This is a genomic window from Streptomyces sp. NBC_01077 (assembly GCF_045162855.1).
GTDB lineage: Bacteria > Actinomycetota > Actinomycetes > Streptomycetales > Streptomycetaceae > Streptomyces.
Map to the genome: position 1 here is coordinate 5,977,061 of NZ_CP108669.1, position 21,460 is coordinate 5,998,520.

Below are 21,460 nucleotides of genomic sequence, written 5' to 3' on the forward strand. Positions count from 1 at the left end.
TAATCGTTCCTATGGTGCATGAGTACAGGTCACAGCTTCGCCTGTCACCGAACAGTAACGAAGAAGACATGGGACTGCTGCTCGCCCCGCGGCTCGCGTACTTCGCCGCCGTCGCCCGGCACGAGCACGTGACCAGGGCCGCGGCCGAGATGGGCGTCCCGCAGTCCACGCTCTCCCGGGCGATGGTCCGGCTCGAACAGGACCTCGGCGTCAGCCTCTTCGCCCGCCGCGGCCGCACGGTCTCCCTGACCCCGGCCGGGCGCCGCTTCCTCACCGCCGCCGAGCGGGCGCTCGCGGAGGTGGAGCGGGCCGCCGACACCGTACGGGCCGACGCCGACCCCACGGCCGGCCGCGTCGCCTTCGGCTTCCTCCACACCATGGGCTCCGAGACCGTCCCCGGCCTCATCCGCGCCTTCCGCGTCGACCATCCGCGGATCCGCTTCACCCTGGTCCAGAACTACGGCGAGGCCATGATCGAACGGCTCCGGGCCGGCGACCTCGACCTCTGCCTGACCTCCCCGGTGCCGGACGCCCCCGACCTGGTCGCCCGGCGCCTCGACGAACAGCGGCTCCGGCTCGTCGTCCCCGACGACCACCGGCTCGCGGGCCGCAAGCGCGTCCGCCTCGCCGAGGCCGCCGACGAGACCTTCGTGACCCTGGAACCGGGGTACGGGCTCCGCCGCATCACCGACGACCTGTGCGCGGAGGCCGGGTTCAAGCCCCGGGTCGCCTTCGAGGGCGAGGAGGCCGAGACCCTGCGCGGCCTGGTCGCCGCCGGACTCGGCGTCGCCCTGCTGCCGCCACCGGCCGTACCGCGCCCCGGCGTCGTCGAACTCACCGTCACCGCCCCGCGAGCGGTCCGCGAGATCGGCGTCGCCTGGCTGGACGGCCACCCTGACACGGCCCCGGTGGCCGCCTTCAAGAAGTTCCTGCTCAGCAGGCGCGGTCATCTGCTCCCGAAGGAGCCCGCCGCGCCACTGCTCTCGGAGGAGCCTGCCGCGAGGCGGCTCCCGGAGGAGCCCTCACCGCCGCAGTGAGCCCTTGAAGCCCGCGGCGAGCGGCATCCGCAGGCCGAGCGGCGGGGGAGCGGCCATCGCGTCGGTCACCGGGCGGGTGACCGGCCGGGCGAAGAGGGCGCCGAGGACGAAGTCGGCGGCGAGGGCCTGGACCTCGGCCGCGTACTGGCGCAGGGCATGACCGTCCGAATGCACCTCGAAACGGCAGGTGTCCCGGTTCGCCTTCTTCGCCCGCTCGGCGAACCGGAACGACAGCTCCGGGTCCGTACGGGCGTCGTTCGTGCCGTGGACGAGCAGCACCCGGCGCCCCACCAGCTGCCGTACGGCCTCCGGCTCCGCCGCCATGTCGTCCTCCGGCAGCCACGGGGCGAGCGCCAGGACCGAGCCGACCGCGCCGTGCCCGGCGGCCTGCAGCGCCGCCCTGCCGCCGAGCCCGTGGCCGACGAGACAGACCGGGACGTCGCCGTAGCGCCGTACGGCCTCGGCGACCGCCCAGGAGGCGTCCGCCGCGAGGTTGGCGTCGGCCCCGTTCCAGCCGCGCCCCCGGTAACGGACCACATGGGCGACGAGGCCCTCGGCCCTGCCCGCCCGGACGAGACCCCGCCCGAGCGGCAGCATCGCCGCGTGGGCCAGCGTGGAGGCACGCCGCCCCGACACCGGCTCGCCGTCCGGAAGCAGCAGCACCACGCCGCCCACCGCCGCCGACGTGCGTGAACCTCCAACAGGCCGACCGAGCCGGGGTCTCCGGGCGTCGGGCGGCCCCACGAGTGCGAAGTGCGCCATGACAGAACAGTCTCAGAAGGAGAGGTGTACGCCAGTCGTACGTGCGGTCTCTGTTACGTATCGTCCGGAGAGCGAACGCGAGTGCCCCTTATGCCCGTTCGAAGATGTGGAGGGTGTCGACGACGGTGAAGCCCTTCCTCTCGTACCAGCGGTGCGGCCAGTTCGACGCGTTCGCGGTCAGGTGGCGGAGGCCGCAGCCGGCCTCGGCCGCGAGGTGCAGCGCCGTGTCCAGGACCCGCCCGGCGTGCCCCTTCCCGAGGTGGTTCTCGGCGGTGACCAGGTCCTCGATCTGCGCGATCCCGGCCTTCGGGTCGAGGTAGAGATCGGCCCAGGACGCCACCTCGCCGTCCTCGGAGTACGAGGCGAGGAACCGTACGTCCTCGGCACCCCGGAGCCGGGCGGTCCGCCGCTCCACCAGGTGGTGGACCTCCTCGTCGCTCACCCCCGGCACGAAGCGGCGCCAGGACGCGCCCACCGGCCCGCGCAGCGCGTCCAGGTCCACCTCACGGGCTCCGCCGTGCGCCGGGACCGGGCCGGTGTGCCGCATGGCGTACGTGGCCGAGTGCGCGTATCCGGCCCGCTCCAGTGGACCGCGGCAGGCGGCCGCGACCTCGTCGGGGAGGACGTACACGAGCCGGTACGGGAGGTGGCCGAGGAGCTCGTCGGCCCGTGCGGCCAGCGCCTCGGGGTCGGTCGCCCCGTCGACGAGGAGGTGGTTGTTCCCCCGGGAGCGCGCGTACGTGTCGTCGAGCGCGGCGAAGCCGCCGGGGAAGTCGACGGTGCGGCCCGCCTGCCGGCGGTGGAAGTCGCACAGGAACCGGTGGAACCGGGCCAGTTCGGAGTCGGGCGCCGTAGAGGTCATGCGGGCAGCCTAGGAGGCCGTTCTCCGATGGTGAGGTCGTTTTTCGTTCGTTTGGCCGACGGCCCGTGTGGCGGGGGGAATGACCGCCACACGGGCCGCCGGTCGACTTCAGCGGCGGTTGCGTGCCTCGCGGGGCGCCGCTTCCTCCATCAGGCCGGCGACCGCGTCAACCGGGCGAGCGCTACCGGGCGGGCGCGGTCAGCGCGGTCTTGCCGGTGGTGCCCTTGGTGCTGGTGGTGGCCGTCATGCCAGTGGTGCCCTTGGTGCTGGTCGCGCCCTTGGCGGCGATGGTCTCACTGGTGGCGGTCCGGCCGAGGAGCCCCGACGGGCCGAGGAGCCCGTTCGGACCGAGGAGCCCGTTCTCGCCGACGAGAGAGACATCCCCCAGGAGCTGCGGAGCGTAGTTCACCTCCTGGGTGCAGGAGCCGAACGTGCTGTTCTGGCAGCTGTGGTCGAGGCTCTGGTTCGACTGGTCGGTGTCGGCCTGCGAGGTGCCGATCATGCCGAGCGACAGGGCGCCCGCCGAGAGTGCGACGAGCAGTCCGCGGATGTAGCGCATGCCACGTCCTTCCTTGGTCCGGCAGGTTTCGGCTCCCGCCGTGATCGACTCACGTAATCGCGAGCCGGTGGGACCCGGCGCACCCCGAGAAGCCGGTGTCGTCTCAACAGCTCAATAAGTCGTATACGCGAAGGTCTGAACGCGCTTCCCCGTCCATCGAGGTGCTGTTGACGTGGCATCAGGATCGCCCGCGAGCGAGAAGACCGGGCGCGGAAACGGCGCCGCAAAGGCGCGCTCTACGCGCGTAGGGGCTAGAGTGCGGAAATGACGAGCCAGACCCCCAGCGTCCCCACCGCGGACCAGATCCGCCGCGCCCCGAAGGTGCTGCTCCACGACCACCTCGACGGTGGACTGCGCCCCGGCACGATCATCGAACTCGCCCGGGAGCAGGGCTACCAGCAGCTCCCCGAGACGGAGCCCGACAAGCTCGGCATCTGGTTCCGCGAAGCCGCCGACTCCGGGTCCCTGGAGCGCTACCTGGAGACGTTCGCGCACACCTGCGCCGTCATGCAGACCCGTGACGCCCTCTTCCGCGTCGCCGCCGAGTGCGCCGTCGACCTCGCCGAGGACGGCGTCGTGTACGCGGAGGTGCGCTACGCCCCCGAGCAGCACCTGGAGGCCGGCCTCACCCTCGAAGAGGTCGTCGAGGCCGTCAACGAGGGCTTCCGCGAGGGCGAGCGGCAGGCCAGGGCCAACGGACACCGCATCCGGGTCGGCGCCCTGCTCACCGCCATGCGGCACGCCGCCCGCGCCCTGGAGATCGCCGAACTCGCCAATCGCTACCGCGACACCGGCGTCGTCGGCTTCGACATCGCGGGCGCCGAAGCCGGCTACCCGCCCACCCGCCACCTCGACGCCTTCGAGTACCTCAAGCGGGAGAACAACCACTTCACGATCCACGCCGGCGAGGCCTTCGGGCTGCCCTCCATCTGGCAGGCGCTCCAGTGGTGCGGCGCCGACCGGCTCGGGCACGGCGTCCGGATCATCGACGACATCGAGGTCGCCGACGACGGCTCGGTGACCCTCGGCCGGCTCGCCGCCTACGTCCGCGACAAGCGCATCCCGCTGGAGATGTGCCCGTCCTCCAACCTCCAGACCGGCGCCGCGGCCTCGTTCGCCGAGCACCCCATCGGTCTGCTCCGCAAGCTCCACTTCCGGGCCACGGTCAACACCGACAACCGGCTCATGAGCGGGACGAGCATGACCCGGGAATTCGAGCTGCTGACCGAAGCATTCGATTACACGCTCGATGACATGCAGTGGTTCACGGTCAATGCGATGAAATCAGCGTTCATTCCTTTCGATGAACGCCTGGCCATGATCAACGAGGTCATCAAGCCCGGATACGCCGAGCTGAAGTCCGAATGGCTGTTCCAGCAGACCGCCACGACCAGCGAGTCTTCCCGTATCGCGGGCTGAACACCGCCCCGTCGAGGGGAACCGAGCGGCCGGGAAAGCACGACACCCGGCCGCTTTCCGGTGTTTGCGGAGGAGTCGTTCACTGGTTAGGTTGCAGAGCCGCTCTGCATTCCCAGGATTTCCCCGCCCGGCTTTCCCGGAAGCCCCCGGATTCCCCAAGGAAGATTTTCAGATGAAGCAGTCTGCCGCCAAGAAGCTCGGTGTCGCCGCTCTCGGTGCCGCTTTCGCCGCTGCCGCCGCCGGCACGGCCTCCGCCGCCCCGGTCGCGCCCGCCACCCCCGACGCGCTCGGCCTGGTGACCCAGACCGTGCCGCTGGGTGACGGCCTCACCGAGCTCCCCGACGGCGCCGCCGAGTCCCTCGGTGCCGGTCAGGGCGCCCTCGGTCAGGGCGTCGACCAGGGTGTGAAGACCCTTCCGGCCGCCGCCGGCCAGGCCACCCAGAGCCTCCCGCTCGACGCCGCCGCCGGTGGCCTCGGCGCCACCCCGCTGGGCGGCCTGCTCGGCGGCCTGCCGCTGGGCGGCGGCGGTCTGCCGATCGGCTGACCCCGGGGCCGTACGAGGCTCTCCGTACGCCGAAGGGGCGCGCACCCGGTTTCCCGGGCACGCGCCCCTTCGGCGTGGGTCCGTCACCAGGCCGTGGTGGCCTTCCGCTCGTCCGGCATGAAGATCCACAGGGCGATGTAGATCAGGAACTGCGGGCCGGGCAGCAGGCACGAGACCAGGAAGATCAGACGCATCGTGTTCGCGGAGATGCCGAAGCGCCGGGCCAGGCCCGCGCACACTCCGCCGATCACGCGTCCGTCACGAGGGCGGGTCAGTGCGGCCATGGTGGGCTCCTTCGGAGTCGGTCCGGGAGCCGCTCTGTCGGGCTCCCGATGTATCCATGGTGCCGCGGGCCGGGGGTCCGGGGCGTCGGTCTACCGGGCGATCGGGACCCTGGGAATCGTCGGGGTCGCACCCTGAGACCCCTCGTTCCGCAGCAGGGGGGAACCCCGACCCGGCCCGGTACCCACGGAGGAGCCCGACCGTCCCGCCTCCGACCTGCGGCGCAGCCAGGTGCGGCCGGCCGGGACGAAGAGGAGATGCGCGATCGCCACCCCGGCGGTGTTCAGAAGGACCGAGTCCACGTCCACGACCTGGCCCGGTACGGCGGTCTGCAGGAGCTCCACGGCGAGTGACACCAGCGCGCCGGCGGCGGTCGTACGGGTCAGGGAGGCCCAACCGGAGACATGGAGCCGTCCGTCGGCCATCGGAAGCAGGATCCCGAGCGGGGCCAGGAGCAGCAGCCCCTCGCCGATCAGCCGGACGGCCTCGGCGGCACCGAGGGCCAGACCGGCCCGGATGCCGTCGAAGGGCACCGTGTTCGGCGCGGTCACCCAGGCCACGTCCCGTGGGCGCAGACTGACCCAGGCGACGAGCAGCAGATGCGCGAGGACGAGGACGAACCCCGCCACGCGGACGACCACGGCGGCACTGCCGCCCGAACCTTGACGCTGCACGCCCCCCAAGACGCCCCCGACAGCGGAATCGGTTCCGCCGGGCGCGGCTCCGACCTCCGGAGGGTGTCCCGTCAGCCCGTCAGCCCGTCAGCCCGTCAGCCCGTCGCCGTGGCCGACGGGGTCGGCACGGCCGCCGTCGGCGGGGTCGACTCCGGGCGTTCGCGGAGTTCCGTCGTGCAGCGGTAGCGCTTCGGGGCGTACGCGCCCGGGCCGCCGAGCAGGACCGTCTGCTCGCCCGCGCCCGCCGAGCTCGCCGCGAACGTGCAGACCAGCTGCGACAGGGACGTCGGAGCCAGGTCCTCCGGCTGGCGGCTCAGCCGCAGCGTGCCCGCCGGATCGCCCCGGTGGCCGCCGCTCACCACCAGCGGGCCGCGCACCGCCGTCGTGAAGCCGGCCCGCCGCTCGCTCTCCGAGGGCTCGGCGAGCAGCTGCGCGAGCAGCCCCGTCGCCGTGCGCACCGGATCACCGCCCGCCTTCTCCTCCGGCAGCGGTGACCGCCGGTCCACCGCCTCCAGCTGCGAGCCGCAGACCAGGAACACCCGGACCGGCACGCCCTGCAGCGCCGCCCCCGTCGTCCCCTCCTCGGTCACGCTGCACGGGACCCGGGACGGGGCCGCGCCCGCGTCGACCGGGACCGAGGTGGTCCTGATCCCGCAGCCGGCGACCAGCGCGACGAGCCCGGCCGCCACGGCCGTACGCCCGAAGGTGCGGCGTCTCACTCTTCCTCCACCTCGCCCTGGCTGCTGCGGGTCTGCACCTCGCGTGTGATCCCCGACGCGTCGAGCGGCAGCCGCAGTACGAACACCGCGCCGTCCACCGCCCCGTCCTCGCCGACCGAGTTGGCGGCGGTGATCGAACCGCCGTGGATCAGCGCGTTCTCCATGGCGATCGACAGGCCGAGACCGCTGCCGTCGGACCGAGGCCGGGACGCGCTCGCCTTGTAGAAGCGGTCGAAGACGTGCGGCAGCACCTCCTCGGGGATGCCGGGGCCGTGGTCGCGTACCGCGATGACCAGTTCGTCGTCCTCGGTGCGCACCGAGACCCGGACCGGCGAACCGCCGTGCTTCAGCGCGTTCCCGATCAGGTTCGCCAGGATCACGTCGAGCCGGCGGGGGTCGAGCGGCGCCACGATCCCGCGCTCGGCGTCCAGGTCGACCGCGTCGAGCCACGCGCGCGCGTCGATGCACGCGGTGATCTGGTCGGCGATGTCCACCTCGTCGAGGACGAGCCGGGCGGTGCCCGCGTCGAAGCGGGTCACCTCCATCAGGTTCTCCACCAGGTTGTTGAGGCGATGGGTCTCGCTGACGACCAGGGCGACCGCCGGGGCGATCATCGGGTCGAGGGAGTCCTGCTCGTCCTCCAGGACCTCCGTGACGGCCGTCAGGGCGGTCAGCGGCGTCCGCAGCTCGTGCGACATGTCGGCGACGAAACGCCGGGAGGACTCCTCCCGGGCGCTCATGTCCGCGACCTTCTTCTGCAGCGACTCGGCCGCGCTGTTGAAGGTCCGGGTGAGATCGGCCAGTTCGTCGGCGCCGGTGACCCGGAGCCGGGTGTCGAGCTTGCCCTCGCCGAGCTGCTTGGCGGCCTCGCCGAGCCGGTGCACCGGACGCAGCACGGTCGTCGCCGCGACCTGCGCGAGCAGCACGGAGCCGGCCACCGCGAGCGCGGTCGCGATCCCGAGCGACCAGGCGAGCGAGTTCAGGTCGGCCTTCTCCGCGGCCAGCGACTTGAACATGTAGCCGGCGGGCCCGCCGCCGTCGATCCGCGTCCCGCCGACCAGGTAGGGCGTCCCGTTCCGCTCCGTACGCTGCCAGAACAGGTGGTACGGGTACGCGTTGCCCTCCGTCACGGGCCGCTTGGTGTCCACGGCGACCATCAGCGAGCGCGGCACGTCGGCCAGGGTGAAGTCGTCCGGGTCCGAGGCGCCGACGATCGGCTTGCCCGCCTCCCGCTCACCGAGCAGCAGCACCTGGTAGTTGGCGCTGCCGGTCGCCATCAGCTCGGCGGTCCGCCGCAGATCCTCCTGGGTGGGCCGCAGCGGCAGCGTCGCCGCCCGGTTCTGCATCTCCTGCCGGAAGTCGTTGAGCGCCCCGTCCTGGGTGCGGGTCAGCACCGCCTCACGGTTCAGCCAGTACGCGATGCCGGAGGCGGAGACGGCCGCGGTGAGCGCGACGAGGGCGAAGACGACGACAAGACGCAGCCGCAGGCTCGAAAGACGCAGCCGCGTGAGGATGCCTTTGCTCACGCAGGGACGTCCAGCCGGTAGCCGACCCCGCGCACGGTACGGATGAGCGTCGGCGAGGACGGCACGTCCTCCACCTTGGCGCGCAGCCGCTGCACACAGGCGTCGACGAGCCGCGAGTCGCCCAGGTAGTCGTGCTCCCACACGAGCCTCAGCAACTGCTGCCGGGAGAGCGCCTGTCCGGGCCGGCGGCTCAGCTCCAGGAGCAGCCGCAGCTCGGTCGGGGTGAGCTGGAGGTCCTCGCCGTTCTTCGTGACCGTCATCGCGGAGCGGTCGATCACGAGCGAGCCGTAGGTCGCCGAGTCCGTCGACTCCCGTTCACCGCGCCGCAGTACGGCCCGGATCCGGGCGTCGAGGACGCGGCCCTGCACCGGCTTGACGACATAGTCGTCGGCTCCGGACTCCAGGCCCACGACCACGTCGATGTCATCGCTGCGCGCGGTCAGCAGGATGATCGGCAACTGGTCCGTGCGGCGGATGCGCCGACAGACCTCGAAGCCGTCGATGCCGGGCAGCATGACGTCGAGCACGACCAGGTCCGGCCGCTGCTCGCGCAACAGCTGGAGGCCGTCCTCACCGGTCGCGGCGGTGGCCACCCGGTGGCCCTGCCGCGACAGGGAGAGTTCGAGGGCCGTGCGGATGGCGTCGTCGTCCTCGATCAGCAACAGAAAAGGCACGGGCAACATTCTGTCGCATTGGGCCGTCCGAGTTCGACCGCTGGGAGGCGCGCTTCTGGCCGGGCCCCTGTGACACGCCTGTGACAGTCGGCGGACAACGCCATGAAGTCCGCTGGGCAAGCTTCATTGCACACGGACCGAAACACACTCCAACCGACGGGGGGCGCGAGATGAACGCACTGCACAGCACCACCTCAAGCGCAGTAGTCACGCGTCTCCACGACGTCGTACGGAGCACGGAGAAGTCCGGCGCGGTGAACGGGCGGGGGTGCGTTCGCAGCGTCGGGCGTCAGCGCAAGGCGCCGTACATGGTGGCCATTGCTGACGGGGGAGCGGCGTACGGGGAGGTCACGGGGGAGCGCAACTGTTCGGAGGCCGAGTTCACGGCCTACGTCCAGGAGCGTCGTGCCTCCCTGTACGCCACCGCCTACCACCTCACCGGTGACCGGTTCGAGGCCGAGGACCTGCTCCAGAGTGCGCTGTTCTCCACGTACCGCGCCTGGGAGCGGATCAGCGACAAGGCCGCGGTCGGCGGATACCTCCGCCGCACCATGACCAACCTGCACATCAGCGCCTGGCGCCGGCGCAAGCTCAACGAGTACCCGACCGAGGAGCTCCCGGAGACGGTGGGCGAGACGGACGCGATGCGCGGCACGGAGCTGCGCGCGGTGCTGTGGCAGGCGCTGGCCCGGCTGCCCGAGCTCCAGCGGACGATGCTGGTGCTGCGCTACTACGAGGGCCGGACCGATCCGGAGATCGCGGAGATCCTGGACATCAGTGTCGGCACGGTGAAGTCGAGCATCTGGCGGTCGCTGCGGCGACTGCGCGAGGACGAGGTGCTCAGCTTCGGCCGTGACGAGGAGGAGTCCTTCGGCGAGCTGGTGGCCTGAAGGCTGGGGGGAAAGACCCACGGGGGCTACGGGGGAAACGGAGCCGTCGGGGGAGCACGGGGGAACCGTACGGGGGTACGGGGAACGGCGACGCGGGTCGTACGAGCTGGGGGGCTCGTACGACCCGCGTCGTGTTTTCGGCTCTCAGCTCGCCGCAGGCGTGCGGTGGCGGCCCGCCGCCGCGGCGGCCAGGCGGCCCAGGGCTTCCGGTTTGGCGCAGGGATGGGCGCCCAGTTCCGCCTGGCGGGCGACGATCGCCCGCTCCGCGCGCATCAGGCGCCAGCCGCGGCGCAGCAGGAACGGGACCGACTTGCGGCCCTCGCGCAGGTCGCGGGCGAGCCGGCGGCGGAACGTCGTCGAGGGACGGCCGCGCAGGCAGATCGCGTCCGCGAGGACGCCGAGCTCACGGCAGCGGGACACGATCTCGGCCGCGAAGATCCCCTCCGCCACGAACAACGGCGTCCGCTCGATGTCGAGCCGTTCGCGGTCCACCCGGGAGCTGGTGGCGATGTCGTACACGGGGACGTCGGTCCGTCCCGTACGGCACAGCTCGACGATGGCGGAGACGGCCGCGTCCGCGTCCCAGGACCGTGGGGAGTCCCAGTCGATGTCCGCGCTGCCCTCGACGAGGGGGAGGGTCGGGTCGTCGGCCTCCTTGTAGAAGTCGTCGAGGCGCAGCACCGGGAGACCGGTGACAGCGGCGAGGGACGACTTGCCGGAGCCGGAGGGGCCCGCGAGCAGGACGACACGGGTCGGGATCGGTTGGGAACTCACGGGACACCAGTGTGAAGCATTCCCCCGTGCAGGGGACCCCCGAGGAAGGCCGTTGGTATCGAGCATCACACCTCAACTACTGTCGGTGTCCGCTCGGTCACCCCGTGAAAGCTCGGAAGGATCATCAATGGCGCGTCACGCAGAACCCCGGAGCCCCCGTCGCAGCGCCCTGCTCAAGGCCGGTCTCACCGTCACCGCGGCGGGCGCGGCGGTGCTCGGTGCGGGTGCGGCGGCGCAGGCCGTGGCACCGGTGCCGCTGCCCGTCGACTCCCTGACCAGGACGGATGCCACGGCGGCCGGGGCGGGCGCGCTGTCCGGTGTCACCCACGGTCTCGGCCCGCTGACCCGGCTCCAGCTCGACCCGCTGGCCAACACCGGCGTCGACCCGCTCGACAACGGCCTCGGCACCCAGGTCGCCGACTTCAAGCCGGTGGGCACCAACCTGGTGACCGACCACGTCACGAAGGGCGGGGCGGTGGCCGATCTGCCGGTGGCGGGCCCGCTGACGCGGGGGCTGCTTCCGTAACGGCGCCGGTCCCGGCAAGCCCGGTCTCGGAGGCGCCGGTTTCCGAGGCCTCGGTTCCGGCGGCGCCCGGTTCGGGCCGCAGCGGGACCTCCCGTACGAGCCAGGCCACGGCGAAGGCCAGGGCGGCGAGCAGTGCCGTGCCGAGCAGCACCCCGTGCACCCCGCTCGTCACCGCCGCCCCCAGGCCCTCCCGTGCCGGCTCCGGCAGCCGCAGGGCCTGCGCCGGGGTCAGGTGCGTGTCGGTCCCGTCGAGGCGCGCCGTGAACACCGCGCCGAGGACGGCCACGCCGAGCGAGCCGCCGAGCGTCCGCACGAGCGTGACGGTGCCGGTTGCCGCGCCCATGTCGCGAGGCTCGGCGCCGTACATCGTGACGAGCAGCGTGGCCTGCATGAGGAAGCCCATGCCCGCGCCGACGATCACGGTGAGCCCGGAGGCGACGGCGGTGGGGGTGTCCACGTCGAGCAGCAGCAGGACGAGCGCCCCCGCCGTCATCAGCGCGCCGCCGAGGATCGGGAAGATCCGGTAGCGGCCCGTGCGGGCGATGATCCGGCCCGAGGCCAGCTGCGTGGCGACCATGGCGAGCATCAGCGGGAGCAGCAGCAGTCCGCTCGCCGTGGACGACTGCCCGCGGGCGAACTGCAGGTACTGCGGCAGATAGTTCAGGGCGGCGATCATGCCCGCACCGACCAGGAAGCTCAGGATCTGCGCCGACGTGAAGTTGCGGGTACGGAAGAGCCTGGGCGGGATCACGGGCTCCTCGGCCCGCCGCTCGACCCGGACGAACCAGGCGAGGGCCGCGACCGCGATCACGCCCAGGGTCAGGATCCGGGGTGAGGACCAGGCGTGGGCGGTGCCGGCCCAGCCGGCGAGCAGAGTGAGCGCGAGGACCCCGGTGGTCAGCAGGAGGGCTCCCGCCCAGTCGATGCGGGCACGGACGCGCGGGGTCCGTACGCGCAGGGTGAGCGAGACGATCAGCAGGGCGGCGAGGCCGACGGGCAGGTTGACGTAGAAGGCCCAGCGCCAGTTCAGGTGGTCGGTGAGGAGGCCGCCGAGGAGCGGACCGCCGGCGAAGGCCACCGGCAGCATGGCCCCGGTGATCGCCTGGACCCGGGCGCTGTCCTTCGGCGCCACCAGGGTGCCGATGAGCGCGAAGGCGCCGACCATCAGGCCGCCCGCGCCGATGCCCTGGAGGGCGCGGAAGGCGATGAGCTGGCCCATGGTCTGGGCGAGGCCGGAGAGTACCGACCCGGCGAGGAAGACGCCGACGGCGGAGAGGTAGCCGCCCTTGCGGCCGTAGAGGTCGCCGAGCTTGCCCCAGAGCGGGGTGGCGACGGCGGCGGTGAGGAGATAGGCGGTGACGACCCAGGACAGCCGGTCGAGGCCGCCGAGTTCACCCGCGATGGTGGGGAGGGCGGTGCCGACGATCGTGCCGTCGAGGGTGGCGAGGACGATGCCGAGCATGAGCCCGGTGACGCCCAGGTAGGGGATGCGGGTCTCCTGATGGGTCGTCACGACTCAGGCCTCGTAGGGCTTGCGGGTGCGGGCCTCGCGAAGTGCCTCGCCCCACCAGGTGAGTCGGTCGAGCATCGTCTTGGCGGCGGCGTCGGTCGAGGGGTCGACGGCCCGGCCGTCTTCGTCGAACTGGCCCCAGACGCCCTGGAGTCCGACCGCGTCGCGGACGGTGACGGCGTGCAGCTCGGCGAAGACGCCGCGCAGGTGCTCGACGGCGCGCAGGCCGGCGGAGAAGCCGCCGTAGGCGACGAAGCCGACGGGCTTGGCGTGCCACTCCTTCTGGTGCCAGTCGATCGCGTTCTTCAGGGAGGCCGGGTAGCTGTGGTTGTACTCGGGGGTCACCACGACGAAGGCGTCGGCGGCGGCCAGACGCGGGGACACGGCGGCGAGCTGGGCGCGGTCCTCGGCGCGCTCGGGGGCCTGGCCGAGGTGCGGGAAGACGGTCGGCAGCGGGGTCTCGGCGAGGTCGATCAGGTCGGTGGTCAGCTCCGGGCGGGCGGCGGTGTGGGTGAGCAGCCAGTTCGCGACGGCGGGGCCGAGGCGGCCGTCGCGGGTCGAGCCCTGGATCACGGCGATGTGGAGCGGTGCGGTCATGGGGTCCCCCTGGAACGGTGATGTGTACGGTGTATACCGGCTGGTGTACAACGTACACGTCGATGTGTACGGCGTCTACAAGGCATACGCTGTACGCGAGAGAAGGAGGCCCGAGTGGCGAAGAAGGAAGAGACGGACGACGTCTCCCTGTGGGAGCGCCTGGAGCGGCCCGCGGCGGCACCGCGGGCGTCCCTGAGCGCGGCACGGATCGCAGCCGTCGCGATCGACATCGCCGACCGGGAGGGCTTCGCCGCCGTCACCATGCGGCGCGTCGCCACCGAGCTGGGTGTCGCGCCCATGGCCGCGTACCGGCACGTCAAGGGCAAGGACGAGCTCTGGGAACTCATGGTCGACCAGGTGTCGACCGAGCTGGAACCGGACGGGGAGACCGCCGGCTGGCGCGCGACCCTGCGGGCCTACGCGGTGCGGACCCGCGCCATGGTGCTGCGCCACCCGTGGCTCGCCCACATGCCGACACCGCTCTTCGTCCTCACCCCGCACCGGATGGCGGCGTCCGAACGGCAGCTGGCCTCCCTCGACGGCCTCGGGCTCGACGCGGACACGATGATGGCGGCGTTCCGCGCGGTCACGTCGTACGTACAGGGGGCCACGCAGTCGGAGGCCGTACTGCGCCAGTACATGGCGGAGCAGGGCTGGACCAGCGGCGACGACACGCGCAGGGCACTCGCCCCGAAGATGTCGTACCTGCTCGAGACCGGGCGCTACCCGACGTACCGGCGCTACGCGCTCGGGGCGGCGCGCAAGGACGACGCGGAGTGGCAGTTCGAGACGGGGCTCGACTGCGTGCTCGACGGCGTGGCGGGGCTCGTGGCACGCGGGCGGGAATGACGACGGGCCCCGGGATCACCCGCGGGCAGGAACGACGACAGGCCCCCGGGAACACCCGGGGGCCTGCCGTCATGGGACTGGGGACTAGTACGAGGAGCCGGAGGCTCCCAGGCTGCCCGTCGGGTGCCAGACCGTCTTCGTCTCCAGGAAGGCCGTCATGCGGTCCGTGCCCGGGGACTCCGCGAAGTCCTCCTTGCGCGGGCGCAGGACGCGCTTCAGGTTGTCCGCCGCCGCGATCTCCAGGTCGCGGGCCAGGTCGCCCTCGGTCGCGCCCGTCAGGTCGATCGCGTTGACGTCCTGGTGGGCCGCCAGGTGCGGGCCCATCTCCGAGGCCTTGCCCGAGAGGATGTTCACGACACCGCCCGGCAGGTCGGAGGTGGCGAGCACCTCGCCCAGGGAGAGCGCGGGAAGCGGGGACTTCTCGCTCGCGATCACGACCGCCGTGTTGCCCGTGGCGATCACCGGGGCGATCACCGAGACCAGGCCCAGGAACGACGAGTCCTGGGGCGCGACGACGGTGACGACACCGGTCGGCTCTGGGCTCGACAGGTTGAAGTACGGGCCCGCGACCGGGTTGGCACCGCCCACGACCTGGGCGATCTTGTCCGTCCAGCCCGCGTACCAGACCCAGCGGTCGATCGCCGCGTCGACGACGACGGCGGCCTTCGACTTCGACAGGCCCTCCGCCTCCGCGACCTCGCGGACGAACTGCTCCTTGCGCCCCTCCAGCATCTCGGCGACGCGGTAGAGGATCTGGCCGCGGTTGTACGCGGTCGCGCCCGCCCAGCCGCCGAAGGCCTTGCGGGCGGCGACGACCGCGTCACGCGCGTCCTTGCGGGAGGAGAGCGGCACGTTCGCCAGCCACTTGCCCTTCGAGTCCGTCACCTCGTACACCCGGCCGCTCTCGGAGCGGGGGAACTTGCCCCCGACGTACAGCTTGTAGGTCTTGAAGACGCTCAGACGGGTCTGCTCAGACATCGAGGTAGGCCTCCAGACCGTGACGGCCGCCCTCGCGGCCGAAGCCCGACTCCTTGTATCCGCCGAACGGCGAGGTCGGGTCGAACTTGTTGAACGTGTTGGCCCAGACGACACCGGCGCGGAGCTTGCCGGCGACCGCGAGGATGCGGGAGCCCTTCTCCGACCAGATACCGGCGGACAGGCCGTACTGGCTGTTGTTGGCCTTCGCGACCGCCTCGTCGGGCGTACGGAAGGTCAGCACCGACAGGACCGGGCCGAAGATCTCGTCGCGGGCGACCGTGTGCGCCTGCGTGACGTTCGTGAAGAGCGTCGGGGCGAACCAGTAGCCGGCCTCGGGGATGTCGCAGGCGGCGGTCCAGCGCTCGGCGCCCTCCGCCTCGCCCTGCTCCACGAGCGAGGTGATCCGGGCGAGCTGCTCGGACGAGTTGATGGCACCGATGTCGGTGTTCTTGTCCAGCGGGTCGCCGAGACGCAGCGTCGACAGGCGGCGCTTCAGGCTGTCCAGGAGCTCGTCCTGGATCGACTCCTGGACGAGGAGGCGCGAGCCCGCGCAGCAGACCTGGCCCTGGTTGAAGAAGATGCCGTTGACGATGCCCTCGACGGCCTGGTCGATGGGGGCGTCGTCGAAGACGATGTTCGCGCCCTTGCCGCCCAGCTCCAGGGTGACCTTCTTGTCGGTGCCGGCGATCGAGCGCGCGATGGCCTTGCCGACGGCGGTCGAACCGGTGAAGGCGACCTTGTTCACGTCCGGGTGCGCGACGAGCGCGGCGCCCGTCTCCCCGTACCCGGGAAGGATGTTGACGACGCCCTTCGGCAGCCCGGCCTGGCGGCAGATGTCCGCGAAGAACAGGGCGGTCAGCGGGGTCGTCTCGGCCGGCTTCAGGACGACCGTGTTGCCGGTCGCGAGCGCCGGGGCGATCTTCCACGCCAGCATGAGCAGCGGGAAGTTCCACGGGATGACCTGGCCGGCCACGCCCAGCGGCTTCGGGTTCGCCCCGTAGCCGGCGTGGTCGAGCTTGTCGGCCCAGCCCGCGTAGTAGAAGAAGTGCGCGGCGACCAGCGGGAGGTCCGCGTCGCGCGTCTCCTTGATCGGCTTGCCGTTGTCCAGGGTCTCCAGGACGGCCAGCTCACGGCTGCGCTCCTGGATGATCCGGGCGATACGGAACAGGTACTTGGCGCGCTCGGAGCCGGGCAGCGCCGACCACTTCTCGAAGGCCTTGCGGGCCGCCTTCACCGCACGGTCGACGTCCTCGGTGCCCGCCTGGGCGATCTCGGCGAGGACCTCCTCGGAGGACGGGGAGACGGTCTTGAAGACCTTGCCGTCGGCCGCCTCGACGAACTCGCCGTCGATGAACAGGCCGTAGTTGGGGGCGATGTCGACGACGGACCGGGACTCGGGCGCCGGTGCGTACTCGAATGCAGATGCCATGTTGATCAGTCCACCGTCACGTAATCGGGGCCGGAGTAACGGCCGGTCGCCAGCTTCTGGCGCTGCATCAGCAGGTCGTTGAGCAGGCTGGAAGCGCCGAAGCGGAACCAGTGGTTGTCCAGCCAGTCCTCGCCCACGGTCTCGTTGACGAGTACCAGGAACTTGATGGCTTCCTTGGTGTTGCGGATGCCGCCGGCCGGCTTCACGCCGATCTGCACGCCGGTCTGTGCGCGGAAGTCGCGCACGGCCTCCAGCATGAGCAGCGTGTTGGCCGGGGTGGCGTTGACCGCGACCTTGCCGGTCGAGGTCTTGATGAAGTCCGCGCCGGCCATCATGCCGAGCCAGGAGGCACGGCGGATGTTGTCGTACGTGGACAGCTCGCCGGTCTCGAAGATCACCTTGAGGCGGGCGCGGTCGCCGCACTCCGCCTTGATCGCGGCGATCTGCTCGAAGACCTGGAGGTAGTGGCCGGCGAGGAAGGCGCCACGGTCGATGACCATGTCGATCTCGTCGGCGCCCGCGGCGATGGCGTCCGCCGTGTCGGCGAGCTTCACGGGGAGCGCGGCGCGGCCGGCCGGGAAGGCGGTGGCGACCGAGGCGACCTTGACGCCGGAGCCCGCGAGGGTGGCCTTGGCGGTGGCCACCATGTCCGGATAGACACAGACGGCGGCGGTCGTCGGGGTCGTGCGGTCGGTCGGATCGGGACGGACGGCCTTGGCGGCGAGCGCCCGGACCTTGCCCGGGGTGTCCGCGCCTTCGAGCGTCGTCAGGTCGATCATGGAAATGGCCAGGTCGATGGCGTACGCCTTGGACGTGGTCTTGATCGAGCGGGTGCCGAGGGACGCGGCGCGCGCCTCCAGGCCGACGGCGTCGACGCCGGGCAGCCCGTGGAGGAAGCGGCGCAGCGCACCGTCGGACGCGGTCACGTCGGCGAATGCGGATGCTGCGGATGCAGTGGTGGGCATGGTCACCAGTCGAGCATATCTACGCGCGTAGCGACCTGTACAGGGGACGGGCTTCGCAGAGCCCGAGGTCACAGGCGGGCGGTCGGCGTGGTGACCCGCGTCGGGCGGGTGGGGTGAGTCCCGTCACAGGCTCGTGACATGGAGCGGACAAGTTCTGAATACAAGATCAATAGATTCTTGTCAGCAGCCAGCCAGACCTCACCGGACATAGTCGGACCGAGAAAAAGCGGCATGCGACTCTCCCATCCACCTGCCTGAATTCACAGGAGTCGTTATGCGCACCGCCCTTCGCACCGCCATCGCCACCGCCCTCGTCGCGGGCGTCGCGATCACCGCCCCGGCCGTCTCCGCCGGAGCCGCCTTCGCCGCCGACGGCCCGGTCGCCGTCCCGTCGGCCGCCGCCGAGCAGGCGGAGGGGAAGCCGGCCGACGTGAAGCCCGGTGAAGCGAAGCCGGCGGAAGCCACGGCCGACGCCGCGAAGGGCACCCTCGTCCGGACCGAGACCCTCCTCGCCGGCACCATCGCCAAGATCTACAAGGTCGACGCGCTGCACCACCGCGCCGAGCTCTTCCACGAGGGCAACCCGGCCGGTGTCCTCGACGCGAACACCCGCCCGGTCGCCGGCAACGACAACGGTGAGTTCTTCGTCCTCTTCGAGGACGGCCGCACCCTCAACTGGGACCGCAACTACGTCCCCGGCGCCGAGCCCGGCCTGTACGAGCTCGCCGACGGCACCCGCCTGGAGCTCGGCGAGAAGGACGGCCGCTACGGCCTCCAGCTCGTCGAGAACGGCAAGGGCCGCGGCTTCACCTACCTCAACGGCTTCCGTCAGGTCTGGGTCTACGGCAAGGCCGTCGTCGTCCTGGAGAGCGACGGCGGGTTCGCCGCGTACATCCAGGGCGGTGCCAGGCAGGCCGCCCCGCGCCTCGTCGAGAACCCCACCCCGGCGCCCGCGCCCACCCCCGGCCCCGTCGTCACCGTCGGCGAGTGCACCGTCCGGCAGGACATCCCGTCCGTCTTCGCGCTGCTGACCGTGACGCTCACCCACGACCTGGAGAAGGGCCCGAAGGCCGTCCTCAAGGACGAGGCAGGCAAGCCCGTCGTCACCGTCGACCGCGACCACGCCGCCGACCTCGGCATGGGTCTCACGATCAAGGGCGCGAACACCTCCACCCCGCAGCTCGGCCAGCGCACGCAGGGCGGCGACACGCCGTACCTCTGGACCGCGTTCCCGAAGCTCCCCAAGGGCTGCGAGAAGGACTCGGCCACGCCCACCCCGGCGCCGTCGGTCACCACCCCGGCCCCCGCGGGCAACACCGGCACCACCGTCAACAACGGCGGGCAGACCTCCGTCGTCCCGAAGGGCGGTGTCGCGGCCGGCGCCGAGCTCGGTGCCGAGGGCGACGGCACCGCGCTGATCGCGGCCGGTGCCGGGGCCGCCTCGCTCGCCGCAGCGGGCCTGGGCTTCGTCGTCCTGCGCCGCCGGGCCGCCGGCCCCCGCGTCTGATCCGGACGCTCGACTCCCGAGCCCACCCCGGCTCTCGGGCCCACCCGGCTCCCGAGCCCAACCCGGCTCAGCAGGCGGACCCCCGCTCCTGAGCTCCACCCGGCCCCCGAGCCCCACCCGGCTCTCGCCGGACCCGTCTCCCAGCCCTTTGACCCGAGCGGGAGCACACCCCACCCCCGGCCGGTCGCCGCGTCCCGCGCGGCGGCCGGCCGCACCCCGTCCGTCGTCTGCCGCACCCCGTCCGTCGTCTGCCGCACCCCGTCCCTCGTCTGCCGTACCCCGTCCGTCCGGAGCCCGCCCGTGAACCGTCGCCGTACCCGTCCCCGTACCGCCTCCGTCCTCCTTCTGGTGGCCCTCTCCGCCGGCTCCGCGCTCACCGGCTGCTCGGCCGGTGCCGGACCCGCGCCCGGCACCCCGCCCGCGCGGATCTCCGAGGCCACCGCCCCCAAGCCCACCGCGAGCACCGCGCCCGTGAAGCCGCTCGCCCGCTCCCTGCCCGTGCGCGTTCAGGTCCCCGCCGCCGGGGTCGACACCGGGCCCACCGGGCCCGTCCTGGAACTCGGGCTCGCCGCCGACGGCACCGTCGAGGTGCCCTCGGTCGCGGACGCCGACCGCATCGGCTGGTACGAGAAGGGCGTCACGCCCGGTCAGACCGGTCCCGCCGTCCTCATCGGGCACTTCGACACCGCCCGCGGACCCGCCGTACTGAAGAACGTCTCCAAGGCCCGGGTCGGCGACGAGATCACCGTGACCAGGGCCGACGGCACCACCGCGGTCTTCCGGGTCAGGGAGCTGGAGCAGGTCGACAAGGACACCTTCCCGACGGCCAAGGTGTACGGCGACACCGAGGGCCCCGAGCTGCGCCTCATCACCTGCGGCGGCGAGCTGGTCGACGGCCACCGCCCCGACAACATCATTCTGTACGCGGATCTCGTGGCCACGCGGGCCGCCTGAGCCTCCACCGGCCCGCTGAGGCACAATCGGCCCCATGACGACCCCCGAGCCGACCCCCGAGCCCAGCCACGAGCCGAGCCGCGAGTCGACCCCCGAGCAGCCGTCCGCGGGGCAGAAGTCCGCGGGGCCGCAGTCCCCCGACCGTGTCTTCCGGTCGCCGCTCGGGATCGCGAGCGGGGTGTTCCTGCTGCTCCTCGCGGCCCTGTTCGCCGGTGACGTGATGTTCCGCGGCGAGGGCCGGTCGCCCTGGATCGCGCTCGCGGGGATCCTCCTCGCCGCGCCGCTGATCGTCGCGTTCACGATCCGGCCCGCCGTGTACGCCAACGACGACCGGCTCCGGATCCGCAACCCGTTCCGGTCGATCACGCTGCCCTGGGCCACGGTCGCCGACGTCCGGGCCGGCTACTCCAGCGAGGTCTTCACCCAGGACGGCGCCAAGTACCAGCTGTGGGCCGTCCCCGTCTCGCTGCGCCAGCGCAAGAAGGCGGCCCGCCGGGCCGCCCGCGCCTCCCAGGACGACCCGCACGGCCGTACCTCGGTCACCGCCGACGTACGGGACAGCGCCTCCCGCGTCGCGCCCACCGACAAGACCGTCGCCGATCTGCGCGAGCTCGCCGAGCTCCGCGCCGGCACCCCGGGTGCGCGGGGCGAGGCGCACGTGCGCTGGGCGTACGAGATCGTCGGCCCCGCGGTGGCCGGGCTGCTGCTCCTGGTGATCCTGCTGGCGACGGGCTGATCCCGGCCCGCCGCTTCGGCTCTTCACCGAATCGGCCCTCCAGTGAATCGGCCTCCAGCGAATCGGCTCCTCACCGAAGCGGCTCTTCACCGAATCCGCTCTTCTGCATGGCTCTGATCTGGTCAGACTGACCGGATCGAACGGGGTCGAACGCGCCGCCGGTGTCCTAGGGGCAACCTCCTGGTGAAGCGTGCAACCCCGCAAATGGTTTAGCACCCAACAGTCACGCCGGTCTCAATAGATTGCGCTTGCCGAGACTGTGGGGGTGGGGGCGATGACCAAGGACACCGGTGTGTCCGGGACGCGTTGTCTGGTCGACATGGGGGCCGACGGACGCTACGGATGGCGACTCGTCGCGCAGAACGGGAGGGTCGTCGCGCGCTCGGGGGGCTGCTACGACGACCACGCCGGGTGCCGGGAGGCCTTCACGGCCCTGTGCACCGGGTACGCGGACATGGCCGGCGGAGTGCAGCACACCGCCGGGGGCAACGGCTGGGTGTGGCTGCTGCGGGACGCCGAGGGGCGTACCACCGCCCTCTCCGGGCGCTCCTACGAGCGCCATTCCACCTGTCGTACCGCCTATGCGCGTTTCCGGGACCTGATCGCCACGGAGGGCCCTAGATGGGCCTCAACTGCCTTACGGTGAACGGAAGTTGCCCCGCGCACGCCCCTCGTTCACGTCGAGTG

At 72.0% G+C, this 21,460-nt stretch carries 24 protein-coding genes; 10 read left to right on the forward strand and 14 right to left on the reverse strand.

Annotated features, from left to right (window positions below; translation table 11 throughout):
- The first annotated feature begins 11 nt into the window (after window positions 1–11).
- Window positions 12–1,037, forward strand: a complete 1,026-nt coding sequence (locus tag OG462_RS27190; RefSeq protein WP_406061509.1) for a LysR family transcriptional regulator — start codon at window positions 12–14, stop codon at window positions 1,035–1,037.
- Here OG462_RS27190 and OG462_RS27195 read toward each other — a convergent pair.
- The 3 genes from OG462_RS27195 to OG462_RS27205 all read right to left on the reverse strand — a co-directional run bounded on the left by OG462_RS27195 (window position 1,023) and on the right by OG462_RS27205 (window position 3,220).
- Window positions 1,023–1,799 (reverse strand): alpha/beta hydrolase, encoded by a 777-nt coding sequence (locus tag OG462_RS27195; protein ID WP_406061510.1) that lies wholly within the window; start codon window positions 1,797–1,799, stop codon window positions 1,023–1,025. The genes OG462_RS27190 and OG462_RS27195 overlap by 15 nt on opposite strands.
- A gap of 88 nt (window positions 1,800–1,887) precedes the next feature.
- Window positions 1,888–2,661: a GNAT family N-acetyltransferase gene (locus OG462_RS27200; RefSeq protein ID WP_406061512.1), complete on the reverse strand. Its 774-nt coding sequence runs from the start codon at window positions 2,659–2,661 to the stop codon at window positions 1,888–1,890.
- Window positions 2,662–2,842: 181 nt separating this feature from the next.
- Window positions 2,843–3,220: a hypothetical protein gene (locus OG462_RS27205; protein ID WP_406061514.1), complete on the reverse strand. Its 378-nt coding sequence runs from the start codon at window positions 3,218–3,220 to the stop codon at window positions 2,843–2,845.
- Between the two features lie 264 nt (window positions 3,221–3,484).
- Between OG462_RS27205 and OG462_RS27210 the strand changes: the two genes are divergently transcribed.
- Together OG462_RS27210 and OG462_RS27215 are read left to right on the forward strand one after the other, a co-directional pair.
- The gene (locus tag OG462_RS27210; protein ID WP_406061515.1) at window positions 3,485–4,639 is read left to right on the forward strand and encodes an adenosine deaminase; all 1,155 of its coding nucleotides are present in this window, start codon (window positions 3,485–3,487) and stop codon (window positions 4,637–4,639) included.
- Between the two features lie 172 nt (window positions 4,640–4,811).
- A complete protein-coding gene (locus OG462_RS27215; protein ID WP_406061517.1) occupies window positions 4,812–5,183 on the forward strand; it encodes a hypothetical protein in 372 nt (123 codons plus the stop codon).
- An 83-nt stretch (window positions 5,184–5,266) separates the two neighbouring features.
- Here the strand turns inward: OG462_RS27215 and OG462_RS27220 are convergent, their stop codons facing one another.
- From OG462_RS27220 to afsQ1, 5 genes are all read right to left on the reverse strand, one after another.
- Window positions 5,267–5,467 carry a PspC domain-containing protein gene (locus tag OG462_RS27220; protein WP_055600943.1) on the reverse strand — a complete coding sequence of 67 codons (201 nt, stop codon included), beginning with the start codon at window positions 5,465–5,467 and terminating at the stop codon, window positions 5,267–5,269.
- Between the two features lie 90 nt (window positions 5,468–5,557).
- On the reverse strand, window positions 5,558–6,139 hold the full coding sequence (locus tag OG462_RS27225; protein WP_406061519.1) for a VanZ family protein: 582 nt from the start codon (window positions 6,137–6,139) through the stop codon (window positions 5,558–5,560).
- Window positions 6,140–6,234: 95 nt separating this feature from the next.
- The gene (locus OG462_RS27230) at window positions 6,235–6,858 is read right to left on the reverse strand and encodes a hypothetical protein (protein ID WP_406061520.1); all 624 of its coding nucleotides are present in this window, start codon (window positions 6,856–6,858) and stop codon (window positions 6,235–6,237) included.
- Window positions 6,855–8,384, reverse strand: a complete 1,530-nt coding sequence (locus tag OG462_RS27235) for an ATP-binding protein (RefSeq protein WP_406061521.1) — start codon at window positions 8,382–8,384, stop codon at window positions 6,855–6,857. The genes OG462_RS27230 and OG462_RS27235 overlap by 4 nt, the downstream gene beginning before the upstream one ends.
- Window positions 8,381–9,058, reverse strand: coding sequence for a two-component system response regulator AfsQ1 (gene afsQ1, locus OG462_RS27240; protein WP_017239746.1), 678 nt, complete (start codon window positions 9,056–9,058; stop codon window positions 8,381–8,383). Before afsQ1 ends, OG462_RS27235 begins: the two co-directional genes overlap by 4 nt.
- A 170-nt stretch (window positions 9,059–9,228) precedes the next feature.
- Between afsQ1 and OG462_RS27245 the strand changes: the two genes are divergently transcribed.
- Window positions 9,229–9,948: a SigE family RNA polymerase sigma factor gene (locus OG462_RS27245; protein WP_030318346.1), complete on the forward strand. Its 720-nt coding sequence runs from the start codon at window positions 9,229–9,231 to the stop codon at window positions 9,946–9,948.
- Window positions 9,949–10,092: 144 nt separating this feature from the next.
- Here OG462_RS27245 and OG462_RS27250 read toward each other — a convergent pair whose 3' ends face one another.
- The gene (locus OG462_RS27250) at window positions 10,093–10,788 is read right to left on the reverse strand and encodes a uridine kinase (RefSeq protein WP_406061524.1); all 696 of its coding nucleotides are present in this window, start codon (window positions 10,786–10,788) and stop codon (window positions 10,093–10,095) included.
- A 61-nt stretch (window positions 10,789–10,849) separates the two neighbouring features.
- On the opposite strand from OG462_RS27250, the gene OG462_RS27255 reads away from it, so the two are divergent.
- Window positions 10,850–11,248 (forward strand): hypothetical protein, encoded by a 399-nt coding sequence (locus OG462_RS27255; protein ID WP_406061526.1) that lies wholly within the window; start codon window positions 10,850–10,852, stop codon window positions 11,246–11,248.
- Here OG462_RS27255 and OG462_RS27260 read toward each other — a convergent pair.
- Window positions 11,181–12,710, reverse strand: coding sequence for an MDR family MFS transporter (locus OG462_RS27260; RefSeq protein ID WP_406066737.1), 1,530 nt, complete (start codon window positions 12,708–12,710; stop codon window positions 11,181–11,183). The two genes, OG462_RS27255 and OG462_RS27260, sit on opposite strands and share 68 nt — an antisense overlap.
- A gap of 54 nt (window positions 12,711–12,764) precedes the next feature.
- Window positions 12,765–13,355 (reverse strand): NADPH-dependent FMN reductase, encoded by a 591-nt coding sequence (locus tag OG462_RS27265; protein ID WP_406061528.1) that lies wholly within the window; start codon window positions 13,353–13,355, stop codon window positions 12,765–12,767.
- Between the two features lie 114 nt (window positions 13,356–13,469).
- On the opposite strand from OG462_RS27265, the gene OG462_RS27270 reads away from it, so the two are divergent.
- The gene (locus OG462_RS27270; protein WP_406061529.1) at window positions 13,470–14,204 is read left to right on the forward strand and encodes a TetR/AcrR family transcriptional regulator; all 735 of its coding nucleotides are present in this window, start codon (window positions 13,470–13,472) and stop codon (window positions 14,202–14,204) included.
- Between the two features lie 84 nt (window positions 14,205–14,288).
- Here OG462_RS27270 and OG462_RS27275 read toward each other — a convergent pair whose 3' ends face one another.
- The 3 genes from OG462_RS27275 to deoC are packed head-to-tail and all read right to left on the reverse strand — an operon-like array spanning window position 14,289 to window position 17,576.
- Window positions 14,289–15,182 carry an aldehyde dehydrogenase family protein gene (locus OG462_RS27275; protein ID WP_406061531.1) on the reverse strand — a complete coding sequence of 298 codons (894 nt, stop codon included), beginning with the start codon at window positions 15,180–15,182 and terminating at the stop codon, window positions 14,289–14,291.
- Window positions 15,175–16,611 carry an aldehyde dehydrogenase family protein gene (locus OG462_RS27280; RefSeq protein WP_406061533.1) on the reverse strand — a complete coding sequence of 479 codons (1,437 nt, stop codon included), beginning with the start codon at window positions 16,609–16,611 and terminating at the stop codon, window positions 15,175–15,177. The genes OG462_RS27275 and OG462_RS27280 overlap by 8 nt, the downstream gene beginning before the upstream one ends.
- 5 nt (window positions 16,612–16,616) lie before the next feature.
- Window positions 16,617–17,576, reverse strand: coding sequence for a deoxyribose-phosphate aldolase (deoC, locus tag OG462_RS27285; RefSeq protein ID WP_189832824.1), 960 nt, complete (start codon window positions 17,574–17,576; stop codon window positions 16,617–16,619).
- A gap of 274 nt (window positions 17,577–17,850) precedes the next feature.
- On the opposite strand from deoC, the gene OG462_RS27290 reads away from it, so the two are divergent.
- The 4 genes from OG462_RS27290 (at window position 17,851) to OG462_RS27305 (ending at window position 21,419) form a co-directional block, all read left to right on the forward strand.
- Window positions 17,851–19,083, forward strand: coding sequence for a hypothetical protein (locus tag OG462_RS27290; RefSeq protein WP_406061535.1), 1,233 nt, complete (start codon window positions 17,851–17,853; stop codon window positions 19,081–19,083).
- A 300-nt stretch (window positions 19,084–19,383) separates the two neighbouring features.
- Window positions 19,384–20,037, forward strand: a complete 654-nt coding sequence (locus OG462_RS27295; RefSeq protein WP_406061536.1) for a class F sortase — start codon at window positions 19,384–19,386, stop codon at window positions 20,035–20,037.
- 34 nt (window positions 20,038–20,071) lie between these two features.
- On the forward strand, window positions 20,072–20,773 hold the full coding sequence (locus OG462_RS27300; RefSeq protein ID WP_406061538.1) for a PH domain-containing protein: 702 nt from the start codon (window positions 20,072–20,074) through the stop codon (window positions 20,771–20,773).
- A 274-nt stretch (window positions 20,774–21,047) separates the two neighbouring features.
- The gene (locus OG462_RS27305; protein ID WP_406061540.1) at window positions 21,048–21,419 is read left to right on the forward strand and encodes a DUF1508 domain-containing protein; all 372 of its coding nucleotides are present in this window, start codon (window positions 21,048–21,050) and stop codon (window positions 21,417–21,419) included.
- Window positions 21,420–21,460 lie beyond the last annotated feature (41 nt).

Coding starts and splice junctions, on each gene's coding strand:
- OG462_RS27190 (WP_406061509.1), top strand. CDS start 12: ATGGTGCATGAGTACAGGTCACAGCTTCGCCTGTCACCGAACAGTAAC.
- OG462_RS27195 (WP_406061510.1), bottom strand. CDS start 1,799: ATGGCGCACTTCGCACTCGTGGGGCCGCCCGACGCCCGGAGACCCCGG.
- OG462_RS27200 (WP_406061512.1), bottom strand. CDS start 2,661: ATGACCTCTACGGCGCCCGACTCCGAACTGGCCCGGTTCCACCGGTTC.
- OG462_RS27205 (WP_406061514.1), bottom strand. CDS start 3,220: ATGCGCTACATCCGCGGACTGCTCGTCGCACTCTCGGCGGGCGCCCTG.
- OG462_RS27210 (WP_406061515.1), top strand. CDS start 3,485: ATGACGAGCCAGACCCCCAGCGTCCCCACCGCGGACCAGATCCGCCGC.
- OG462_RS27215 (WP_406061517.1), top strand. CDS start 4,812: ATGAAGCAGTCTGCCGCCAAGAAGCTCGGTGTCGCCGCTCTCGGTGCC.
- OG462_RS27220 (WP_055600943.1), bottom strand. CDS start 5,467: ATGGCCGCACTGACCCGCCCTCGTGACGGACGCGTGATCGGCGGAGTG.
- OG462_RS27245 (WP_030318346.1), top strand. CDS start 9,229: ATGAACGCACTGCACAGCACCACCTCAAGCGCAGTAGTCACGCGTCTC.
- OG462_RS27250 (WP_406061524.1), bottom strand. CDS start 10,788: ATGCTCGATACCAACGGCCTTCCTCGGGGGTCCCCTGCACGGGGGAAT.
- OG462_RS27255 (WP_406061526.1), top strand. CDS start 10,850: ATGGCGCGTCACGCAGAACCCCGGAGCCCCCGTCGCAGCGCCCTGCTC.
- OG462_RS27260 (WP_406066737.1), bottom strand. CDS start 12,710: ATGCTCGGCATCGTCCTCGCCACCCTCGACGGCACGATCGTCGGCACC.
- OG462_RS27265 (WP_406061528.1), bottom strand. CDS start 13,355: ATGACCGCACCGCTCCACATCGCCGTGATCCAGGGCTCGACCCGCGAC.
- OG462_RS27275 (WP_406061531.1), bottom strand. CDS start 15,182: ATGTCTGAGCAGACCCGTCTGAGCGTCTTCAAGACCTACAAGCTGTAC.
- OG462_RS27280 (WP_406061533.1), bottom strand. CDS start 16,611: ATGGCATCTGCATTCGAGTACGCACCGGCGCCCGAGTCCCGGTCCGTC.
- deoC (WP_189832824.1), bottom strand. CDS start 17,576: ATGCCCACCACTGCATCCGCAGCATCCGCATTCGCCGACGTGACCGCG.
- OG462_RS27290 (WP_406061535.1), top strand. CDS start 17,851: ATGCGCACCGCCCTTCGCACCGCCATCGCCACCGCCCTCGTCGCGGGC.
- OG462_RS27300 (WP_406061538.1), top strand. CDS start 20,072: ATGACGACCCCCGAGCCGACCCCCGAGCCCAGCCACGAGCCGAGCCGC.
- OG462_RS27305 (WP_406061540.1), top strand. CDS start 21,048: ATGACCAAGGACACCGGTGTGTCCGGGACGCGTTGTCTGGTCGACATG.